Consider the following 14,663-nt stretch of genomic DNA (forward strand, 5'->3'; position numbering starts at 1 on the left):
GCGATGAGGAAACAGGTGCGCCCCCTCCGCAGCCGCTCCAGGGCGGCGCTGATCTGCTCCTCGGTCTCCGGGTCCACGTCCGAGGTGGCCTCGTCCAAGATCACGATGTCCGCATTGGAGAGGAAGCAGCGGGCAAGGGCCAGCAGCTGCCGCTGGCCCTTGGAGAGGCCGGCGCCGCTGTCAGTGAGTGCGGTATCATATCCATCCGGCAGGGAGGAGAGAAAGGAATGGATACAGGCTGCCTTGGCGGCGGCCTCGATCTGGGCGCGGGTAGCGCCCGGCACGCCGTAGGCGATGTTTTCCGCGATGGTGCCGCCGCACAGCCAGCCGTCCTGCAAGACGATGGCCAAGCGACGCCGGAGGCCGTCCCGGGTGTACTGCTGGAGGGGCAGTCCGTCAATGGTGATCGTGCCGCTCTGGGGTGTATAGAATCGCAGCAGGAGGGAGACCAGGGTGGTCTTGCCGGCCCCGGTGGGCCCCACCACGGCCACCATGCTGCCGGCGGGGATGTCCGCGCTGAAGTCCCGCAGCACCGGGTGGGCGGGGTCATAGCCGAAGTCCACATGGCGGAAGGAGATGGCGCCGGAGAGCTTGCATGGCTCCCGGGCGCCCGGCAAGTCGCCATCCTCTGCCGGCTGGTCCAGCAGATCCAGAACCCGCTCCGCCGCGGCCACGGAGGCCTGCAGGTCGCTGAGGAGTTCCGCCGTCTCCCGGATAGGACCGGAGAATTTGCGGGAGTACAGCACAAAGGAGGACAGCGCCCCCAGGGACAGTCCGCCGCCTAAGTACAGCAGGGCACCAAAGACACTGACCGCCGCCAGGGAGAGGTTGTTGATGAAGTTGACGGAGGGCCCCAGGGCCGTGCTGGCGCAGTCGGCCTTGTAGTACGTCTCGGAGGCGGCGTCGTTTTTCTCGGCGAACTGCCGAAGATCTGCCGCCTCGACGCCGTAGACCCGAATGGCCCGCTGGCAGCTGACCCGCTCCTCCGCAAAGCTATTCAAGGCCCCCAGCTCCTGGGAGCGGCGGCGGAACAGGGGATGGATATGCTTCATCTGGAGCCGCGTCAGCAGGACGGAGAGCGGCACGGTCAGGAAAAACACGCCGGAGAGCAGGGGGGAGAGCATCAGCAGCATCACAAAGGAGCCAATGACCGTCAGCAGGCTGGTGCCGATCTGGAGCAGATCAGTGGACAGGGCGGCGTTGACCGTGTCCACATCATAGCAGACCCGGCTGATCAGATCCCCCGCCGGGTGGGTGTCAAAATACCGGACCGGTAGCTGAGTGATTTGCTGAAAAGCTGCCTTCCGCAATGTGTAGGATACGGTCTGCCCCACCCGCACCAGGGCGGCGGAGGCGCCGTAGCTGCAAACAGCGGACAGGACAGCGGCTCCGAGACCTGCGGCACAGTACCGCAGCACCGCGGTCAGGTCCGCAGCCCCCGGCCCAGTCCCGATGGCCTCCACCGCCCAGCCCGCCACGAGAGGCACCAGCAGCGCCAGCAGACCGGACAGAGCGGCCAGCGCCGCAGCCCCTGCTAGGGACGGCGCCTGGGGCCGCAGGAACCGGCCCATCCGGCGAAACAGATGTCGTTTCATCCGACATCACCTCCCATCTGGAGCTTGGCCATGCGCTGATAGCGCCGGCAGGAGGCCATCAGCGCGTCATGGCAGCCCTGGGCGTCGATGCGGCCGTTTTCCAGGACCAGAATGCAGTCCGCTTCACGCACGGCGGACACCCGCTCGGAGATTATCACCAGGGTAGTGCAGGGGAAATCCCGCCGCAGCGCCTGCCGCAGCGCGGCGGCTGTGGAGTAATCCAGGGCGCTGTCGGCATTGTCCAGTATCAGGATCTCCGGCCGGTCCGCCAGGGCCCGGGCGATCAGCAGCCGCTGGCGCTGGCCGCCGGAGAGGTTGGCGCCGCCCAGGTCCAGCGGGGTGTCCAGACCCTGAGGCAGCTGGGAGATAAAGGGCCACGCCTGGGCCGTCCGGGCGGCGGCTCCCACCGCTGGCCGTGGGAGATTTCGCAGGAAGGAGATGTTTTCATAGACGGTGCCGCGGATCAGGTCGTCGCTTTGAAAGACCACGCCGAAGCGGCTCTGGAGTGCCCGGCGATCCTGGGCTTTTACATCCATGCCGCCCACCCAGACCACGCCCCGGTCTGCGTCATACAGCCGCAGCAGCAGGGCGGTCAGTGTGCTCTTGCCGCTGCCGGTGGGCCCCAGGATTCCCAGCATCCCGCCTTGGCGCAGGAGGAAGGACGCCTCCTCCACATCCGGCTTGGCACCCTGATAGGAGAATGTGACGCGGTCCATGCCCAGAAAACCGCCGCCAGCAGGCAGGGGAGCTGTTTGCCGCTGCTGCTCCGGGGCCAGCAGGACCTCCTGGATCCGGCGGGCGGATGCGGCGCCCTTGCTGACCTTCACGAACACCTTGGAAAGCCCCAGTGTGGCGCTTTGGATCAGAGTGAAGTAGGTCATAAAGGCGACGATCTGCCCCGGGGGCATCAGTCCCGCGTTGACCCGCAGGGCCCCCACCAGGACTACCAGGATGAGCCCGGCGTTCAGCAGCAGATCGGTTATGGGGTTTGCCAGCGCCATGACCTGCCCGGCCTGCGCCTCTGCCTGCCGCTGGGCCTGGTTGGCTGTGTCAAAGCGATCCCGCTCCCTGACCTGACAGGCGAGGGCCTTTACCACCCGCACCCCGGCGGCGTTCTCCCGTAGGATGCGCACCACCGTGTCCACAGCCGCCTGAGCTCTGGTGTAGTGGGGGATCCCCCGCCGGGTCACCAGCGTAATGGTGAGAAAGGTGAGAAGGCTCACCGCCAGCTGCACCAGCGCCAGAGAGGGCTCCAGCAGAAAGGTCAGTATCAATCCGCCCAACACCAGCATGGGGGCCCGGATGCCGCCCCGCTGGACCTTGTCAAACATCTGGTGGACATTGTAGGTGTCATTGGTGAGGCGGGACACCAGGGAGGAGGGTGAGAATTGGTCTGCCTGGGTGCAGGAGAGTCCCTGGATCCGGCGGTAGAGATCCTGGCGCAGTACCCGGGTCATCTCCATGGAGACCCAGGCGGCCATCCGGTTGGCGGTAATATTGCAGCCCACCGCCCCAAGAGCCAGCAGCGACATCCAGCCGCCGGTCCGCCAGATGGCGGCAGTGTCGCCGGCGGGCACCAGCTCGTCGATGACTTCTGCCAGCAGGAGGGGGAGGATCAGCTCCAGGACCGCTGCGGTGAATTTGATGGCGGCACCGGCGGCGACCCGCCCGGCATGGGGGCGCAGATAGCCCAACACGGTTTTCATAGCGCACCTCTTTTCCAATGTGCAGACAATCTCGCAGCACGCCCTTGGCGGCTGTATCACAAATACAGGGCCCGCGCGGAATGAGGAGCGCATCCCGCGCGGGCCGAGCGTCGGCGCTCATGAATACCAGGCGCCCAGGCCGTCTGTCAGGGCATCGTATGCCCGCTTTACCTTGTCGTAATTCTTGTCCCGGTCCAGGACCACGCCCCGGCCAACGCCGTCCACGATCCGCCCCAGCCCGATCTGGTCCAGGCGGCTGTCCAGCTCCGCCAGCAGCGCGGGGGCGGAGCCGGGTTCGGTGGAGCGGCCGTCGAAGATGATGTGGAAGTAGACCTCCTCCAGGCCCTGCTTCTTGGCCATCTCACAGATGGCCAGGGGATAGTCGATGCACCCGTGGGAGGACTTATGGGTGAGGTAGGCCAGCAGATGCAGGGAGGCATGGTTCCGTCTGGCATGCTCGATGGCCTCCAGAAAGACCGGATTGCGGGCGAAGGAGCCGTCCTGCACCGCCGCGTCCAGCCGCACGTCGTCCTGCATGACGCACCGGCCGGCCCCCAGATTGGAGTGTCCGGCCTCGGAGTTGCCGGCCTTGCCGGCCCCCAGGCCCACAAATTCACGGGAGGCCTGCAGGCGGCACCAGGAGCGATTTTCCAAAAGGGCGTCCCAGTAGGGGGTGTGGGCCAGGTGGATGGCGTCGCCCTCATCGCCGGCGCCCAGGCCCCAGCCGTCGCAGATGATGAGGAGCATCCTCCGCCCCCGGCTCCAGGCGTGTCCCTCCGCCAGGGAGCGGCCGGTCATCTCCAGGGGCTGAGGAAGGCCCATGACGTCTAATATTGTGGGAGCCACGTCGCAGAGGGCACCGTCCCGCAGGGAGATGGGGTCCTCCTGACGGGAGTCTATCAGAATAAAGGGCACCAGATTGGTGGTGTGGGAGCCGTCCGGCTTCCCGGCAACGGTGTACAGCTTTTCGATATTGCCGTGGTCCGCAGTGATGGCCACCACGTAGTCCTGGGCCAGGGCAGCATCCACCACCTGCTCCAGGGCCCGGCTGACGTAACCGCAGGCATCCAGCTTGGCGGCGGTGTTCTGGGTGTGGCCGATGACATCACCGTTGGCGAAGTTGGTGACGATGAAGTCGTATTTCCCCAGGGCGCCCGCCACAGTCCGGGCCACCTCCGGCAGGGAGAGCTCCGGCTTCTGGTCAAAGTCGATGCCTTTGGGAGAGGGGACGCACACATCCTCTTCACCGGGGAAGGAGGTGTTTTCCCCGCCGTTGAAGAAAAAGGTCACATGGGCGAACTTCTCGGACTCCGCGCAGTGGAACTGGGTTTTTCCGGCCTCGGAGAGGACCTGGGCCAAAGGTTTTACCACGTGTTCCGGCGCAAAGGCGACGGGCAGATGCTTGAACTTGTCGTGATACAGTGTCAGGATAGCGAAGTACAGATCCTTCAGCTTCCGGCGCTCCACGGCCCGGAAGTCGTCCGCCGTGAACAGTTCCGTCAGCTCGATCTCCCGCTCACCCCGGCGGCAGCAGAACACCACCGCGTCGTGATCCCGGATGCGGCCGACGGGAACGCCGCGCTCAGTCAGCACCATGGGCTCCAGATGATAGTCGTCCTGCCCTGCGGCATAGGCATGCCGGACGGCCTCTGCCAGCTGGGCACCGCCGTGATTGGATACAGACATCAAAAGACCTCCCCTATGTTTCAGGCCGCCATTCACAGTGGGCAGGAGAGCTTCTGTAAACGGACAGCTGAAGAATGTAAACGTTTGCGGTTTTCTTGATTTTATTTTAGGATATCCGTCTGTCATTTGTCAAGTCGGCGCCCGCCAAAGAATCTTCGGCAGATTTGGAGAAATCACTATAATGATAATTTTTTCGGAGATATTGACAAGTTTGATATAATTCTATATGCTGTTCAATAAGAAAAGTGAAATTGACGATTTGTTTGATTTTAACGGCGTCAAAATGAAAACGTTTACGCAATGGAACCGGCTCAGGCATGGACCGATGGAAAGGACAGAGATCATGAAGAACGTGACACTGAAGGATGTGGCCAAGGCCGCCGGTGTCTCTTATGCAACGGTATCCCGGGCTCTGTCGGGGAGTAACCAGATCGGAAAGAGCACGCGGGAGCGGATTGTCCGCCTGTGCGACGAGATGGGGTACACGGGGAACTACGTGGCCCGCTCCATGGTGATGAAAAAGACGTATCTGCTGGGACTGGTGGTGCCGGCCATTGAAAATGAGTTCATGTCCCAGCTGGCCTATTATGTGGAGATGAGCGCCCGGGCCAGGGGCTACAACATTATGCTGTGCAACTCAGAGCCGGATTTGAAACAGGAGGAGATGGTGGTCAAACTGCTGCTGGGCCGCCGGGTGGACGGGATTTTGATCGTCCCCCAGTCCCCGGCCACCTATGAGAAGATCGCCCCGCTGCTGGAGCAGATCCCTGCGGTGTTTCTCAGCGAGAATCTGCGGGATCAGCCCCAGAGCTACGTATCTGTGGACAACAGCCGAGGCGCCTATCTGGGGGTGGAGTATCTCTACGGACTGGGACACCGGGAGATCCTGTACTTCGGTTGCCGGAACTCCACTACCCATCAGCTCCGGGCGGAGGGCTATCTGCGGGCCTGCCGGCAATTCGGGCTGGAACCCAGGCTCCATCACAGCGACTTTGCCCGGTCCTCCATCGAGAATGGATATCAGATGGTCAAGGAGCTGTTTGCAAAGCCCATCGACTATACAGCGATCTTTGCCTCTACGGACTCCAACGCACTGGGCATCCTGAAGGCGGCTGACGAGCTCCATATCCGCATCCCGGGGGATCTGTCCCTCATCGGATTTGACAACATCCCCTCCACTGCGCTGCCGCGCATCGACCTTACCACCATTGAGCAGCCGAAAAAGGAAATGGCCGTCCAGGCGGTGGATATGCTGCTGGACAAGATCGAAAAGGGGACCCAGGGTTATGTGCACCAGATTTTGATGCCCAGCCTGGTCCAGCGGGGGACCTGCCGTTCTCTGACATGATGGCAGAGCGTTTTTTCAATTTGAAGAGTGACAGAAAAAACACCGTTCCTGGCGGTGTTTTCTCTTGCGGCCGAGGTGCGGGTGAAAAGAAAATGGACTGCAGCAACTCCAGAGCTTCACAATAATATCTAGCAGGATATCCGCGCTGGTGGCATCCCTCTTGTCCAAAGCGTGATTCATATGGCTGTAGCTCTCCCGGTATTTCAGAATTTTCCAGACCAGCCCAGGAGAAGTGCTCTGCAATGGACTGGTGGAACTGGATATTCAGCGTGTTTTTCAGCTTCTTGACCCAGGTGGCCTCTTTGTAGACGCTGGCCTTGGTTCACCATACTTTCCATGCAGATCAGCAGGCTATCGGCCATCTCCGGAAGGAGGCATCCATCGAGGGCGCCAGTATGGCTCTTTCTCATAGGTTTGAAGTTCCCCGAGGAAAGGGCTTTCCATTGTTTTATGCGCCTTGGTTTTTGAGGGGCGGCTTTTTCCATGTCTGTGCGCTACGGTCATCCTTGGCGCTGGAAATTTCAGAGATTTGGTCTGGTTAGTGTAAAATTTTTGTTGGCAAAAGAAAAAGGGAAACGGCGAAAACACAGCTTCCCTTGGGACTCCAAAATCAGTAGAATTGTGAAGCGACAAAACACACCTGCTGCAAAGGTGCCTCAAGGCAGCTGTCTGTCTGCTGGATAATGGAGACATTAAAAAAATGTCTCAAAAATCAAAAAAAGGATTGACAAAAGCTGCGGCGTAAAGTATAATCCTTATTGTTCTGTGCGGCGGATGCGTTGTCCCAAAGGATGACAGCATCAAGAAAACGTCAGAATTGTGAAGAGCGAACTGCTATGGATTGGTAAGTGTTTGGGGCAGTAGAGGAACGTTGCTCTTTGTAGCCATCCCAAAACCGCATGCCGAGGGTTCGAATTCTTCTGCTCCTGCCATTGGAATCTTTAGAAGGCAGGATGTATTTGCTTATAATAGGACGAGCCTACAAAATGGCCCGGTAGTTCAGTTGGTTAGAACGCTAGCCTGTCACGCTAGAGGTCGACGGTTCGAGCCCGTTCCGGGTCGCCATTTTATGCTGCTGTAGCTCAGTAGGTAGAGCGCATCCTTGGTAAGGATGAGGTCGGCGGTTCGAATCCGCCCAGCAGCTCCAGGAAAAGACCGCTTTTTACCCGAAAAGCGGTCTTTTCCTTTGATATTTGTAACAATTTTTGGGAGTTCAAATTTCCGCTTTTGAGTTTGACCACACAACAAGCCACAGACAGAGAAAAGACGGGCCTCCAAGGGCATTTTGCCTTCGGAGGCCCGTTTGTGCAATACGTCAGTATCGCCTGGTCAACCTGCTATATTTTCCGGTTACATCCGGTTTTTCCCGGCGGCGATCTCCGCCTTCATCTCCCGAATTAGTATGGCCAATTTTCCCTCACATTCCGCCTCCGTTTTGGCATAGACGTTCCGGGCCATGCGCTTGCCGTTGACGATGGGGGAGTAACGGCCCTCCCACAGGTGGTCATTGATTCGGTTGACACATCCGGTGCCCGGTTTGCGCCGCTGTCCCTTGTGGGCTTGGAAGGCGCTGGGGACGGGTTTCTGGGGCACGGGCTCTTGTCTGGGTTTCGGTTCGGCTCTCCCGATCCCCCGGTCGATCTTGTCCGCTGCGTTCTGTCGCATGGCATCGGTAACGTGTGTGTAGGTGTTGAGGGTGGTGGCGCTGGACACGTGGCCGATGATAGTGCTCAGGGTCTTGATGTCCATGCCGTGCTCCAAGGAAGCGGTGGCGAAGGTGTGCCGCAGATCGTGAAACCTCAGACGCTTACACTCCGCCCGCTCCAGCACCGTCTGGAGCCGCTTCCGGACAGCAGCTGGGTCCATGGGAGAATCCTCCTTGACAGGGGAGGGGAACATCCAGCGGGAGCGGATGGTTTTCTGGTAGGTTTTTAAGACCTTCAAGACAGGGGCAGGGAGAAGGACCGTCCGGTTGCCGGCTTTGGTTTTAGGTGGGGATACAACCAGCTCTCCCTTTACCCGATGAACTTGACGCTCTACCCGAAGGGCACCAGTTCTGAAATTTAGGTCACCCCATTGGAGTGCTAAAATCTCGCCCCGGCGCAGGCCGGTGGCCAGTTCCAGCAGCAGAAGCTCGTAGCAGCCGTCCTCCCTGGCCTGGATTAGTAGCCGCTGGATCTCCTCTGGAGCAAGCACTTTCATCTCTCTGGATTTAGCAGGTGGGAGCTTGCAGCTGTCCGCCGGATTGCGGAAGACCAGCTTTTCTTCTACCGCCTTGTCCAGGGCTGCGTGGAGGGTGGTGTGGATGCCACGGACGGTCTGGTCTGAGAGCCCCTCTCCATAGAGCTCCTTGCGCAGCAGTCTGCCGTTCTGCTTAAGATGGGTATAGAACTGCTGGATGTCCCCAGTGGTCAGCTTGTCCAGTTGGATTCCACCTAATGCGGGTATAATGTGCTGATAGATGCGCCGCTCATAGGACATCTGGGTATTGGGGCGGAGGTTTGCCTTTTTATAGGTCTGGTACCAGTGATCCAGCCAGCCGCCCAGGGTGACCCCAGGCTGGGGCGGCTCGGGGGCGGGGGCTCTGACATCCTCCCGCAGCTTTTCCAGCTTCGCCACACACTCGGCCTTGGTTTTGGCGAGGACATTCTTGGTGACGGGCAGGCCCTTTGCGTCCCGGCCCACCACGATGCGGCCCTCCCAGCGGCCGTCCTTTCTCAGGTGGATGCTGCCGTCCCCGCGTTTTCTGCGCTTTGCCATGGGGCCATCTCCTCTCCCAAGTAGTCGGTCAGGAAGCCGCCCACGATCTCTGCCGCCCGTTTCTGCATATCCCCCGTGGTATGGGTGTAGGTGTCCAGGGTAAAGCTGGCCTTGGTGTGGCCCAGGATGCCGGCCAGGGTCTTGGCGTCCACCCCGGAGGCCAGGGCCTGGGTGGCGAAGGTGTGCCTGAGATCGTGGAAGCGGATGTCGGGGAGCCCCGCCTCCTTCAGAGTTTTCTTCAACTGATGGTATGCGGCGCCGGGATTCAGCGGAGTCTCTGGGCGAAGGGGATTGTGGAAAATCCAGGGGGAGCAGGAGTGCTTTTTGCGCCCGATCAGCCGCTTCGCTGTGCTGGACGGCAGGAGGATCTTCCGAGTCCCGGCATAGGTCTTGGTGTCCCCGACCACCAACCGCCCGCCTTTTTCTTTGCGCAGCGTGCGGGTGACGCTGAGGATGCCCTTCCGCCCATCGAAGTCGCTCCACATCAGACCGCAAATTTCACCCAGCCGCAGGCCGGTGGTCAGCTCCGTGTAGAAGAAATCTCGCCAGATTTCATTGCCATCCACTGCCGCCAGGAAAGTGTCCATCTGTTCCTCGTTTAGAATTTTCATGGGCTTGTGGGTGATTTTAGGCGGGTCCACCTGTTTGGCAGGGTTGTTGGGTATCAGGCACTGGTCTGCCGCCGCTTGGAGGGCCTGGTGGAGGGCGGCGTGGATACCGCGGACGGTGGCGGGAGAGAGGCCGGGGCCTTGGCCGGGGCGAGGGCTGATCCGGCCACGCTCCTGGAGCGTGTGGTAAAGTTCTCTTAGATCCTCTGCCGTGATCTGGGTGAGTTTTTTGTGCCCCAGGTAGGGCTTGACATGGCGGTCCATGTCGCCCCGGTACCGTTTCAGGGTGTCGGGCCGTAGGGTGAGTGACATCTGCTCCAGCCACCGGTCCAGCCACTCTGACAGCGTCATTCTGCTTTCCTCCGTCAGGTCCACTCCCTGATAGGCATCGATGTTCTGCCGGAGTTTAGCGGTCAGTTCCTTTTGGTTATCTGCGTAGATGTATCGGAAGATAGAGTCACCGTTTTCCTTGTGGCCCACTACGATGCGGCCCTCCCAGCGGCCATCCTCCCGTTTGCGCACCATGCCGTCACCGGACGGCCTGCGTTTTGCCATAGGCTATTCCTCCTTATTTTGGTCGATTAAGCTGCCGTCGTCCCCGTCCAGGGACTCCAGGATCATGCGTACTCCCAGCCGGAAACCCAGGATGAAGTTCTCCAGGGCCATGGTGCTGCCGATCTCATTCTCCGCATTGATGAGCCGGAGCAGCAATGTTTTTTCCTTGTCCTCCAGCAGGGCGGTGAGCTTTTCCTCGCACTCTGCCGACTGTTCCATGGCCTTTTTCAGGGCAGTCCCAGATCTGACATTCTGATCGTTGGGGGTGATGTTTCCAAAGTATAGGTTTTCCAACATATCTCGCATATGCGCCGCCTCCTTTGTCAGCAACACAACATAGCGCAGAAAGAGAAAACTATCCAGTGGCACAGCGTAGAATTCAGAAAAAGTTATCATTTGATTTTTCCTGTATCATTGTTAACAGCATCTCATTCCCCGTGCGGATCTTTTGCTCCATGGGAAGGGCTTTTCTCTTTGTTTTGCGGCGCAGTTTCTGATATACCTACCACCCCATAGTCATGCCGCCCATGTTTTGCTGAGGAGTTTCCTCATGGTCATCCGGCTTGTGGCCCATGGCGATCTTCTTTTCCTGGATCTTCCGCCGCAGCTTTCGGTCCACCCGCTGTCCCATCGGAGCGGCAGGCGGCACCGAGTTCTCCCGGAAGATCTGGCCCAGATGGTGGAGCAGCCGGGTGGCCGACAGGAACACATTGAGCCTGCCCACCTGGTCGAAGTGTTCCAGAAAGAAGGCGGCGTACTCGTTTCCCTGTTCCGCCGATTCATAGAAATACGCCCAGGCCTGCTCCCGGTCCTGCTTGACGTCCTGCCCGGCGAGGTATAGTTTCCCAAGAACATACTGGGCATACTGGTTCCCGTGTTCGGCGGAGTCGGTGAGATAGGCCACAGCTTTTGGCACGTCCTTCGGGACAGCTTTCCCCTCCAGATATAGCTTTCCCAGGCGGTAGGCGGCCCAGGAGTTCCCCTGGGCCGCCGCTTTTCCATACCAGGATACCGCCTCATCCATTCTCTTTTGGCTTTGCAGGAGCTTCCCCAGCGCGTATTGGGCGAAGTTATATCCCGCCTCCGCCGCCCGCCGAAACCACAGTTCCGCCTGCTGGTCGTCGGGAAGGAAGCCCCGACCATCCCGCCAGCACTTGCCCAGCTGGTAGGCGGCCAGGGAGAAACCTCTCTGCCAGAGCTGCTCCAGCACCTGCACCTGCTCCGCTTTTTCCTCCTCTGGATTTTCATACTCCTCCAGCACTTGCTTGGCGCTCTGGTAGGCCTCAGCCATCTGCCAGTTGGAATCCCAGGCGGAGTATACCGCATCCTGATCCTCATCTACCTCGTCCCGCATACGGGCATCCTCGAAGGTAAACGTACCAAGCCGGAGCCGCTCCGCCTCCCGGATGACCATGTTTTTGATGGCTTTGAACTCCTTCTGCTGGGAGAGGGGCAGGTGCTCTCTGGGGGAGTCTTTGTAGTAATGCTCCAGTTCGTCCCGGAGCCGGTTCCACTGTTCGTAGCACTCAGCCACCTCCGGGACCTTGGCCAGTTCATCCACGATGGCGTCTACCTGCGTCTTTACCGGCTTTTTCAGGTAGCCGTAGACCTTTTTGCCCTTGTGGTCCTCCAGCATTTTAGACAGGGTTTCCATCTGCTCCGCAATGACCGGGCTATGGCACAGACCTGTCTCCATCTCCCGAATGAGCCGCCCCATGGCCTCCATCGCCGCATCCCTCACCTGCTGATAGGACATATCTTTCTTCTGATAGAGAGACAGCAGCTCGTCCCGGAAGAGCTCATTGGACAGCTGGGAGCGCATCTTCTCGATACCCTTTTCTGTTAGAAAACCCTGCTTGGGGTCCGCCGACCAGACCATCATGTGGATGTGGGGGTGGTGCTTTTCATTGTGAAAGGCGGCGCACCATCGGAAATTGTTCGGAGGAATTTTCATGGCCTGGGCCAGTTCCGTCTGATGGGCCAGCAATAACTTCCGCCAGCTCTCACTGGTTTCGTAGCCCAGCCGGTGTGCGTCCTCCCGTTTCAGGGAGTAGACGAAGGTCCACACCGGCCCGGTGTGCCCGTTGATCTCCTCCGTGGTTTTCTCCAGATCGGCGGGACCGTCGGCAGAGAACAGACCGTGGGAGCGGGGGCGCTCCGCCATATATTCCAGGTAGCCGCCGCCGTCGTGGGAGGGGGATGGAGCCTCGATCAGCTCCACACCCTCCCGTGTGGCGATGTACTCGGCGTAGTGACTGCCGCCGTTTCCCGGCTTGATGTAGCCCGACTTCTGGATTAGTCCCGGCATTACTCGGCCCCCTTTTGGTAACGGACCGTGTCTTCGAAGCTGATCTCACCGTTGGTCTCCTTTACCTCTTTGACACAGCGGACGCGAGCTTTCCGCAGCTGATCCGGGTCGATCTCTATGTCGGCGGCCAGAATATTCCCCATGAGATTTTGGTCCACCGCCAGCTTGAACAGCAGGTGTCCCATCCGGTTTCCCAGGGCACCAAGCTTGCCTTCCAGCACGTCGGCCAGGACCCGGGGCAGGTATTCGTCGGCGTGCTCGGTGTCCAGGTAGCCGGAGTAGAACCGAATGGCCTTCGCGATAAATTCGTTTCTTTTCGCACAGTTGTCCTTCTGGTAGTGTGACTCTACCTGATCCCACACATCGTCATCTATCCAAACGGTGTGTCTGTGTCTATTTTCATCCATTGTCAAATCCCTCCAAACTCTATCGTAGCGTCAGCGAGTATCCCTCAACGGCGGGGATATTCGCCGGTTTTTCCGAAAACAGCGTCAATCGCAGTTTTGGCGACCCGGAAAAGCGTCAGCCCCCGTCCCCGGAAACCGCCCGCACTGCGGGCGGAAGTGACCGTCCGGACGCCACAAAAGCGCCAGGGCTTTCTCCTGCTATACTTTGGCTGTGGTCAAAAGCTGTGTATCTATGCAGAAATTCTGCATGCTAAACCTTGGTATCAACACCCGGTTGGGTGATGATATAATCGCCTCGTGCAGGCAGAGGACCGCTTCTTTTCTCCTTGCGGTATATCCGCTTTAAGCAGCATGCGGCCTCGCTCTTACAAGATTTCATTTATGAGCCGGATGCGGGAACACTTGTCCTCCGCCGATATCGAAGCAGGGTATGACTTGTAAGAAACATGAGGACTGCCTGTCACTATGACTTGAGGATGTGGTGGTATGTTTATCGTCGGGATCGATGTAGCTAAGCGGAATCACGAGGTCACGGTCATTACCTCAGCGGGGCAGGTGGTGTGCAAAGGGTTTCGCATTTCCAATACCTGCACCGGATACAACCGCATGATGGAGCGGCTTGGGAAACTGACCAACCTCAAGAGACAGTTCATCTTTGCTATGGAGTCTACCGCTCACTATTGGTTGGCCCTGTACACTCGTCTCAAGAAAGATGGTCATCAGGTCGTTATACTGAACCCCATCCAGACACACACCATGCGGGAGATGTTTCTCCGCAAATCAAAAACTGATGCAAAGGACTCTTTGGTTATTGCGGAGGTCGTCCGCTTTGGCCGCTACGCAGCCAGCGATGTTCCACAAGAAAAGAAAAACTGTTGGCACTGAAGGAACTGTGCCGCAACCGCGCTTACCTGATGGACATGGCCAGCGATCTGAAACGGAAGGCCGTTGCGATCCTGGACCGTGTCTTTCCAGAGTATGAAACACTGTTTGATTCCGTCTTTTGCAAGACATCCCTGGCTGTGCTGGCGAAATATCCCACGCCGGATAAGTTGTCCAGGGCCCAGTTTGGAAAGCTGACCGAAGTACTCCAAAAGAGCAGCAATGGGCGGTTTGGAGAGTGGAAGGCTCGCGAAATCAAAGAACTGGCTCACGGCAGCTTTGGTGTTGCGGATTATGAGGGTGTCTACTCCACTCTGATCCAGCTGTTCTTGGAACAGATCCATACTCTGCTGGAAACTTGCAGTTCACTGGAAAGGCAAATCAATGAACTGCTTCTGCAGTTTGACACTACACTCACCACGATCCCCGGCGTCGGTACGCTCCTGGCGGCCACGATCCTCAGCGAGATCGGTGACATCTCCCGGTTCTCATCCGCGGATAAGCTGGCTGCGTATATAGGCGTAGACCCGGCTGTAAACCAATCCGGTGAATTTGTGGGTTCACATGTCCATATGTCCAAGCGAGGCTCCCCCTATTTACGCAGAGCAGTTTGGATGGCCTCTATGATCGCGGTCCAGCGTGATCCCATGTTCAAGGCATATTATGAGAAAAAAGCCTCCGAGGGGCTGCGCTACATGAACATCATTGGCCATGCAACAAAAAAGATGACCGCTGTCATCTATGCCATTATGCGGGACAACAAGGCCTATATACCTGTTATGCCTGTTGTGGCGTAACGGAGGGGCAT

The 14,663-nt window shown here is 59.0% G+C and carries 11 protein-coding genes and 2 tRNA genes; 5 read left to right on the forward strand and 8 right to left on the reverse strand.

Annotated features, from left to right (window positions below; translation table 11 throughout):
- From OCV80_RS14115 to OCV80_RS14125, 3 genes are all read right to left on the reverse strand, one after another.
- Positions 1 to 1,595: ABC transporter ATP-binding protein (locus OCV80_RS14115; RefSeq protein ID WP_267288492.1), on the reverse strand; the 1,595-nt coding region annotated here is incomplete at its 3' end.
- Complete coding sequence (locus tag OCV80_RS14120) at positions 1,592 to 3,301, reverse strand: ABC transporter ATP-binding protein (protein WP_136891236.1); 1,710 nt, start codon at positions 3,299 to 3,301, stop codon at positions 1,592 to 1,594. The genes OCV80_RS14120 and OCV80_RS14115, both read right to left, overlap by 4 nt.
- Positions 3,302 to 3,418: 117 nt before the next feature.
- Positions 3,419 to 4,987, reverse strand: a complete 1,569-nt coding sequence (locus OCV80_RS14125) for a sulfatase-like hydrolase/transferase (RefSeq protein WP_267288493.1) — start codon at positions 4,985 to 4,987, stop codon at positions 3,419 to 3,421.
- Positions 4,988 to 5,330: 343 nt separating this feature from the next.
- Between OCV80_RS14125 and OCV80_RS14130 the strand changes: the two genes are divergently transcribed.
- The 3 genes from OCV80_RS14130 to OCV80_RS14140 all read left to right on the forward strand — a co-directional run bounded on the left by OCV80_RS14130 (position 5,331) and on the right by OCV80_RS14140 (position 7,482).
- Positions 5,331 to 6,335 carry a LacI family DNA-binding transcriptional regulator gene (locus OCV80_RS14130; protein ID WP_025543572.1) on the forward strand — a complete coding sequence of 335 codons (1,005 nt, stop codon included), beginning with the start codon at positions 5,331 to 5,333 and terminating at the stop codon, positions 6,333 to 6,335.
- Positions 6,336 to 7,323: 988 nt separating this feature from the next.
- Positions 7,324 to 7,400: transfer RNA gene (locus tag OCV80_RS14135), tRNA-Asp, on the forward strand.
- 6 nt (positions 7,401 to 7,406) lie between these two features.
- A tRNA-Thr gene (locus tag OCV80_RS14140) sits at positions 7,407 to 7,482 on the forward strand.
- A 203-nt stretch (positions 7,483 to 7,685) separates the two neighbouring features.
- Here the strand turns inward: OCV80_RS14140 and OCV80_RS14145 are convergent.
- From OCV80_RS14145 to OCV80_RS14165, 5 genes are all read right to left on the reverse strand, one after another.
- Entirely contained in the window at positions 7,686 to 9,095 is a 1,410-nt protein-coding gene (locus OCV80_RS14145) for a tyrosine-type recombinase/integrase (RefSeq protein ID WP_267288494.1), read from the reverse strand.
- Positions 9,053 to 10,258: a tyrosine-type recombinase/integrase gene (locus OCV80_RS14150; RefSeq protein ID WP_267288495.1), complete on the reverse strand. Its 1,206-nt coding sequence runs from the start codon at positions 10,256 to 10,258 to the stop codon at positions 9,053 to 9,055. The genes OCV80_RS14145 and OCV80_RS14150 overlap by 43 nt, the downstream gene beginning before the upstream one ends.
- A gap of 3 nt (positions 10,259 to 10,261) precedes the next feature.
- Positions 10,262 to 10,564 carry a DUF6809 family protein gene (locus OCV80_RS14155; RefSeq protein ID WP_256264923.1) on the reverse strand — a complete coding sequence of 101 codons (303 nt, stop codon included), beginning with the start codon at positions 10,562 to 10,564 and terminating at the stop codon, positions 10,262 to 10,264.
- A gap of 196 nt (positions 10,565 to 10,760) precedes the next feature.
- On the reverse strand, positions 10,761 to 12,566 hold the full coding sequence (gene mobP3 / locus OCV80_RS14160; protein WP_267288496.1) for a MobP3 family relaxase: 1,806 nt from the start codon (positions 12,564 to 12,566) through the stop codon (positions 10,761 to 10,763).
- Complete coding sequence (locus OCV80_RS14165; protein ID WP_267288497.1) at positions 12,566 to 12,973, reverse strand: hypothetical protein; 408 nt, start codon at positions 12,971 to 12,973, stop codon at positions 12,566 to 12,568. The genes mobP3 and OCV80_RS14165 overlap by 1 nt, the downstream gene beginning before the upstream one ends.
- Before the next feature lie 486 nt (positions 12,974 to 13,459).
- Here OCV80_RS14165 and OCV80_RS14170 point away from each other — a divergent pair, with 486 nt between their 5' ends.
- Positions 13,460 to 13,858 (forward strand): IS110 family transposase, encoded by a 399-nt coding sequence (locus OCV80_RS14170; protein WP_256265088.1) that lies wholly within the window; start codon positions 13,460 to 13,462, stop codon positions 13,856 to 13,858.
- Positions 13,849 to 14,652 (forward strand): transposase, encoded by an 804-nt coding sequence (locus OCV80_RS14175; RefSeq protein WP_267288498.1) that lies wholly within the window; start codon positions 13,849 to 13,851, stop codon positions 14,650 to 14,652. The genes OCV80_RS14170 and OCV80_RS14175 overlap by 10 nt, the downstream gene beginning before the upstream one ends.
- Positions 14,653 to 14,663 lie beyond the last annotated feature (11 nt).

Source organism: Oscillibacter acetigenes, assembly GCF_025567605.1.
Lineage (GTDB): Bacteria > Bacillota > Clostridia > Oscillospirales > Oscillospiraceae > Oscillibacter > Oscillibacter welbionis.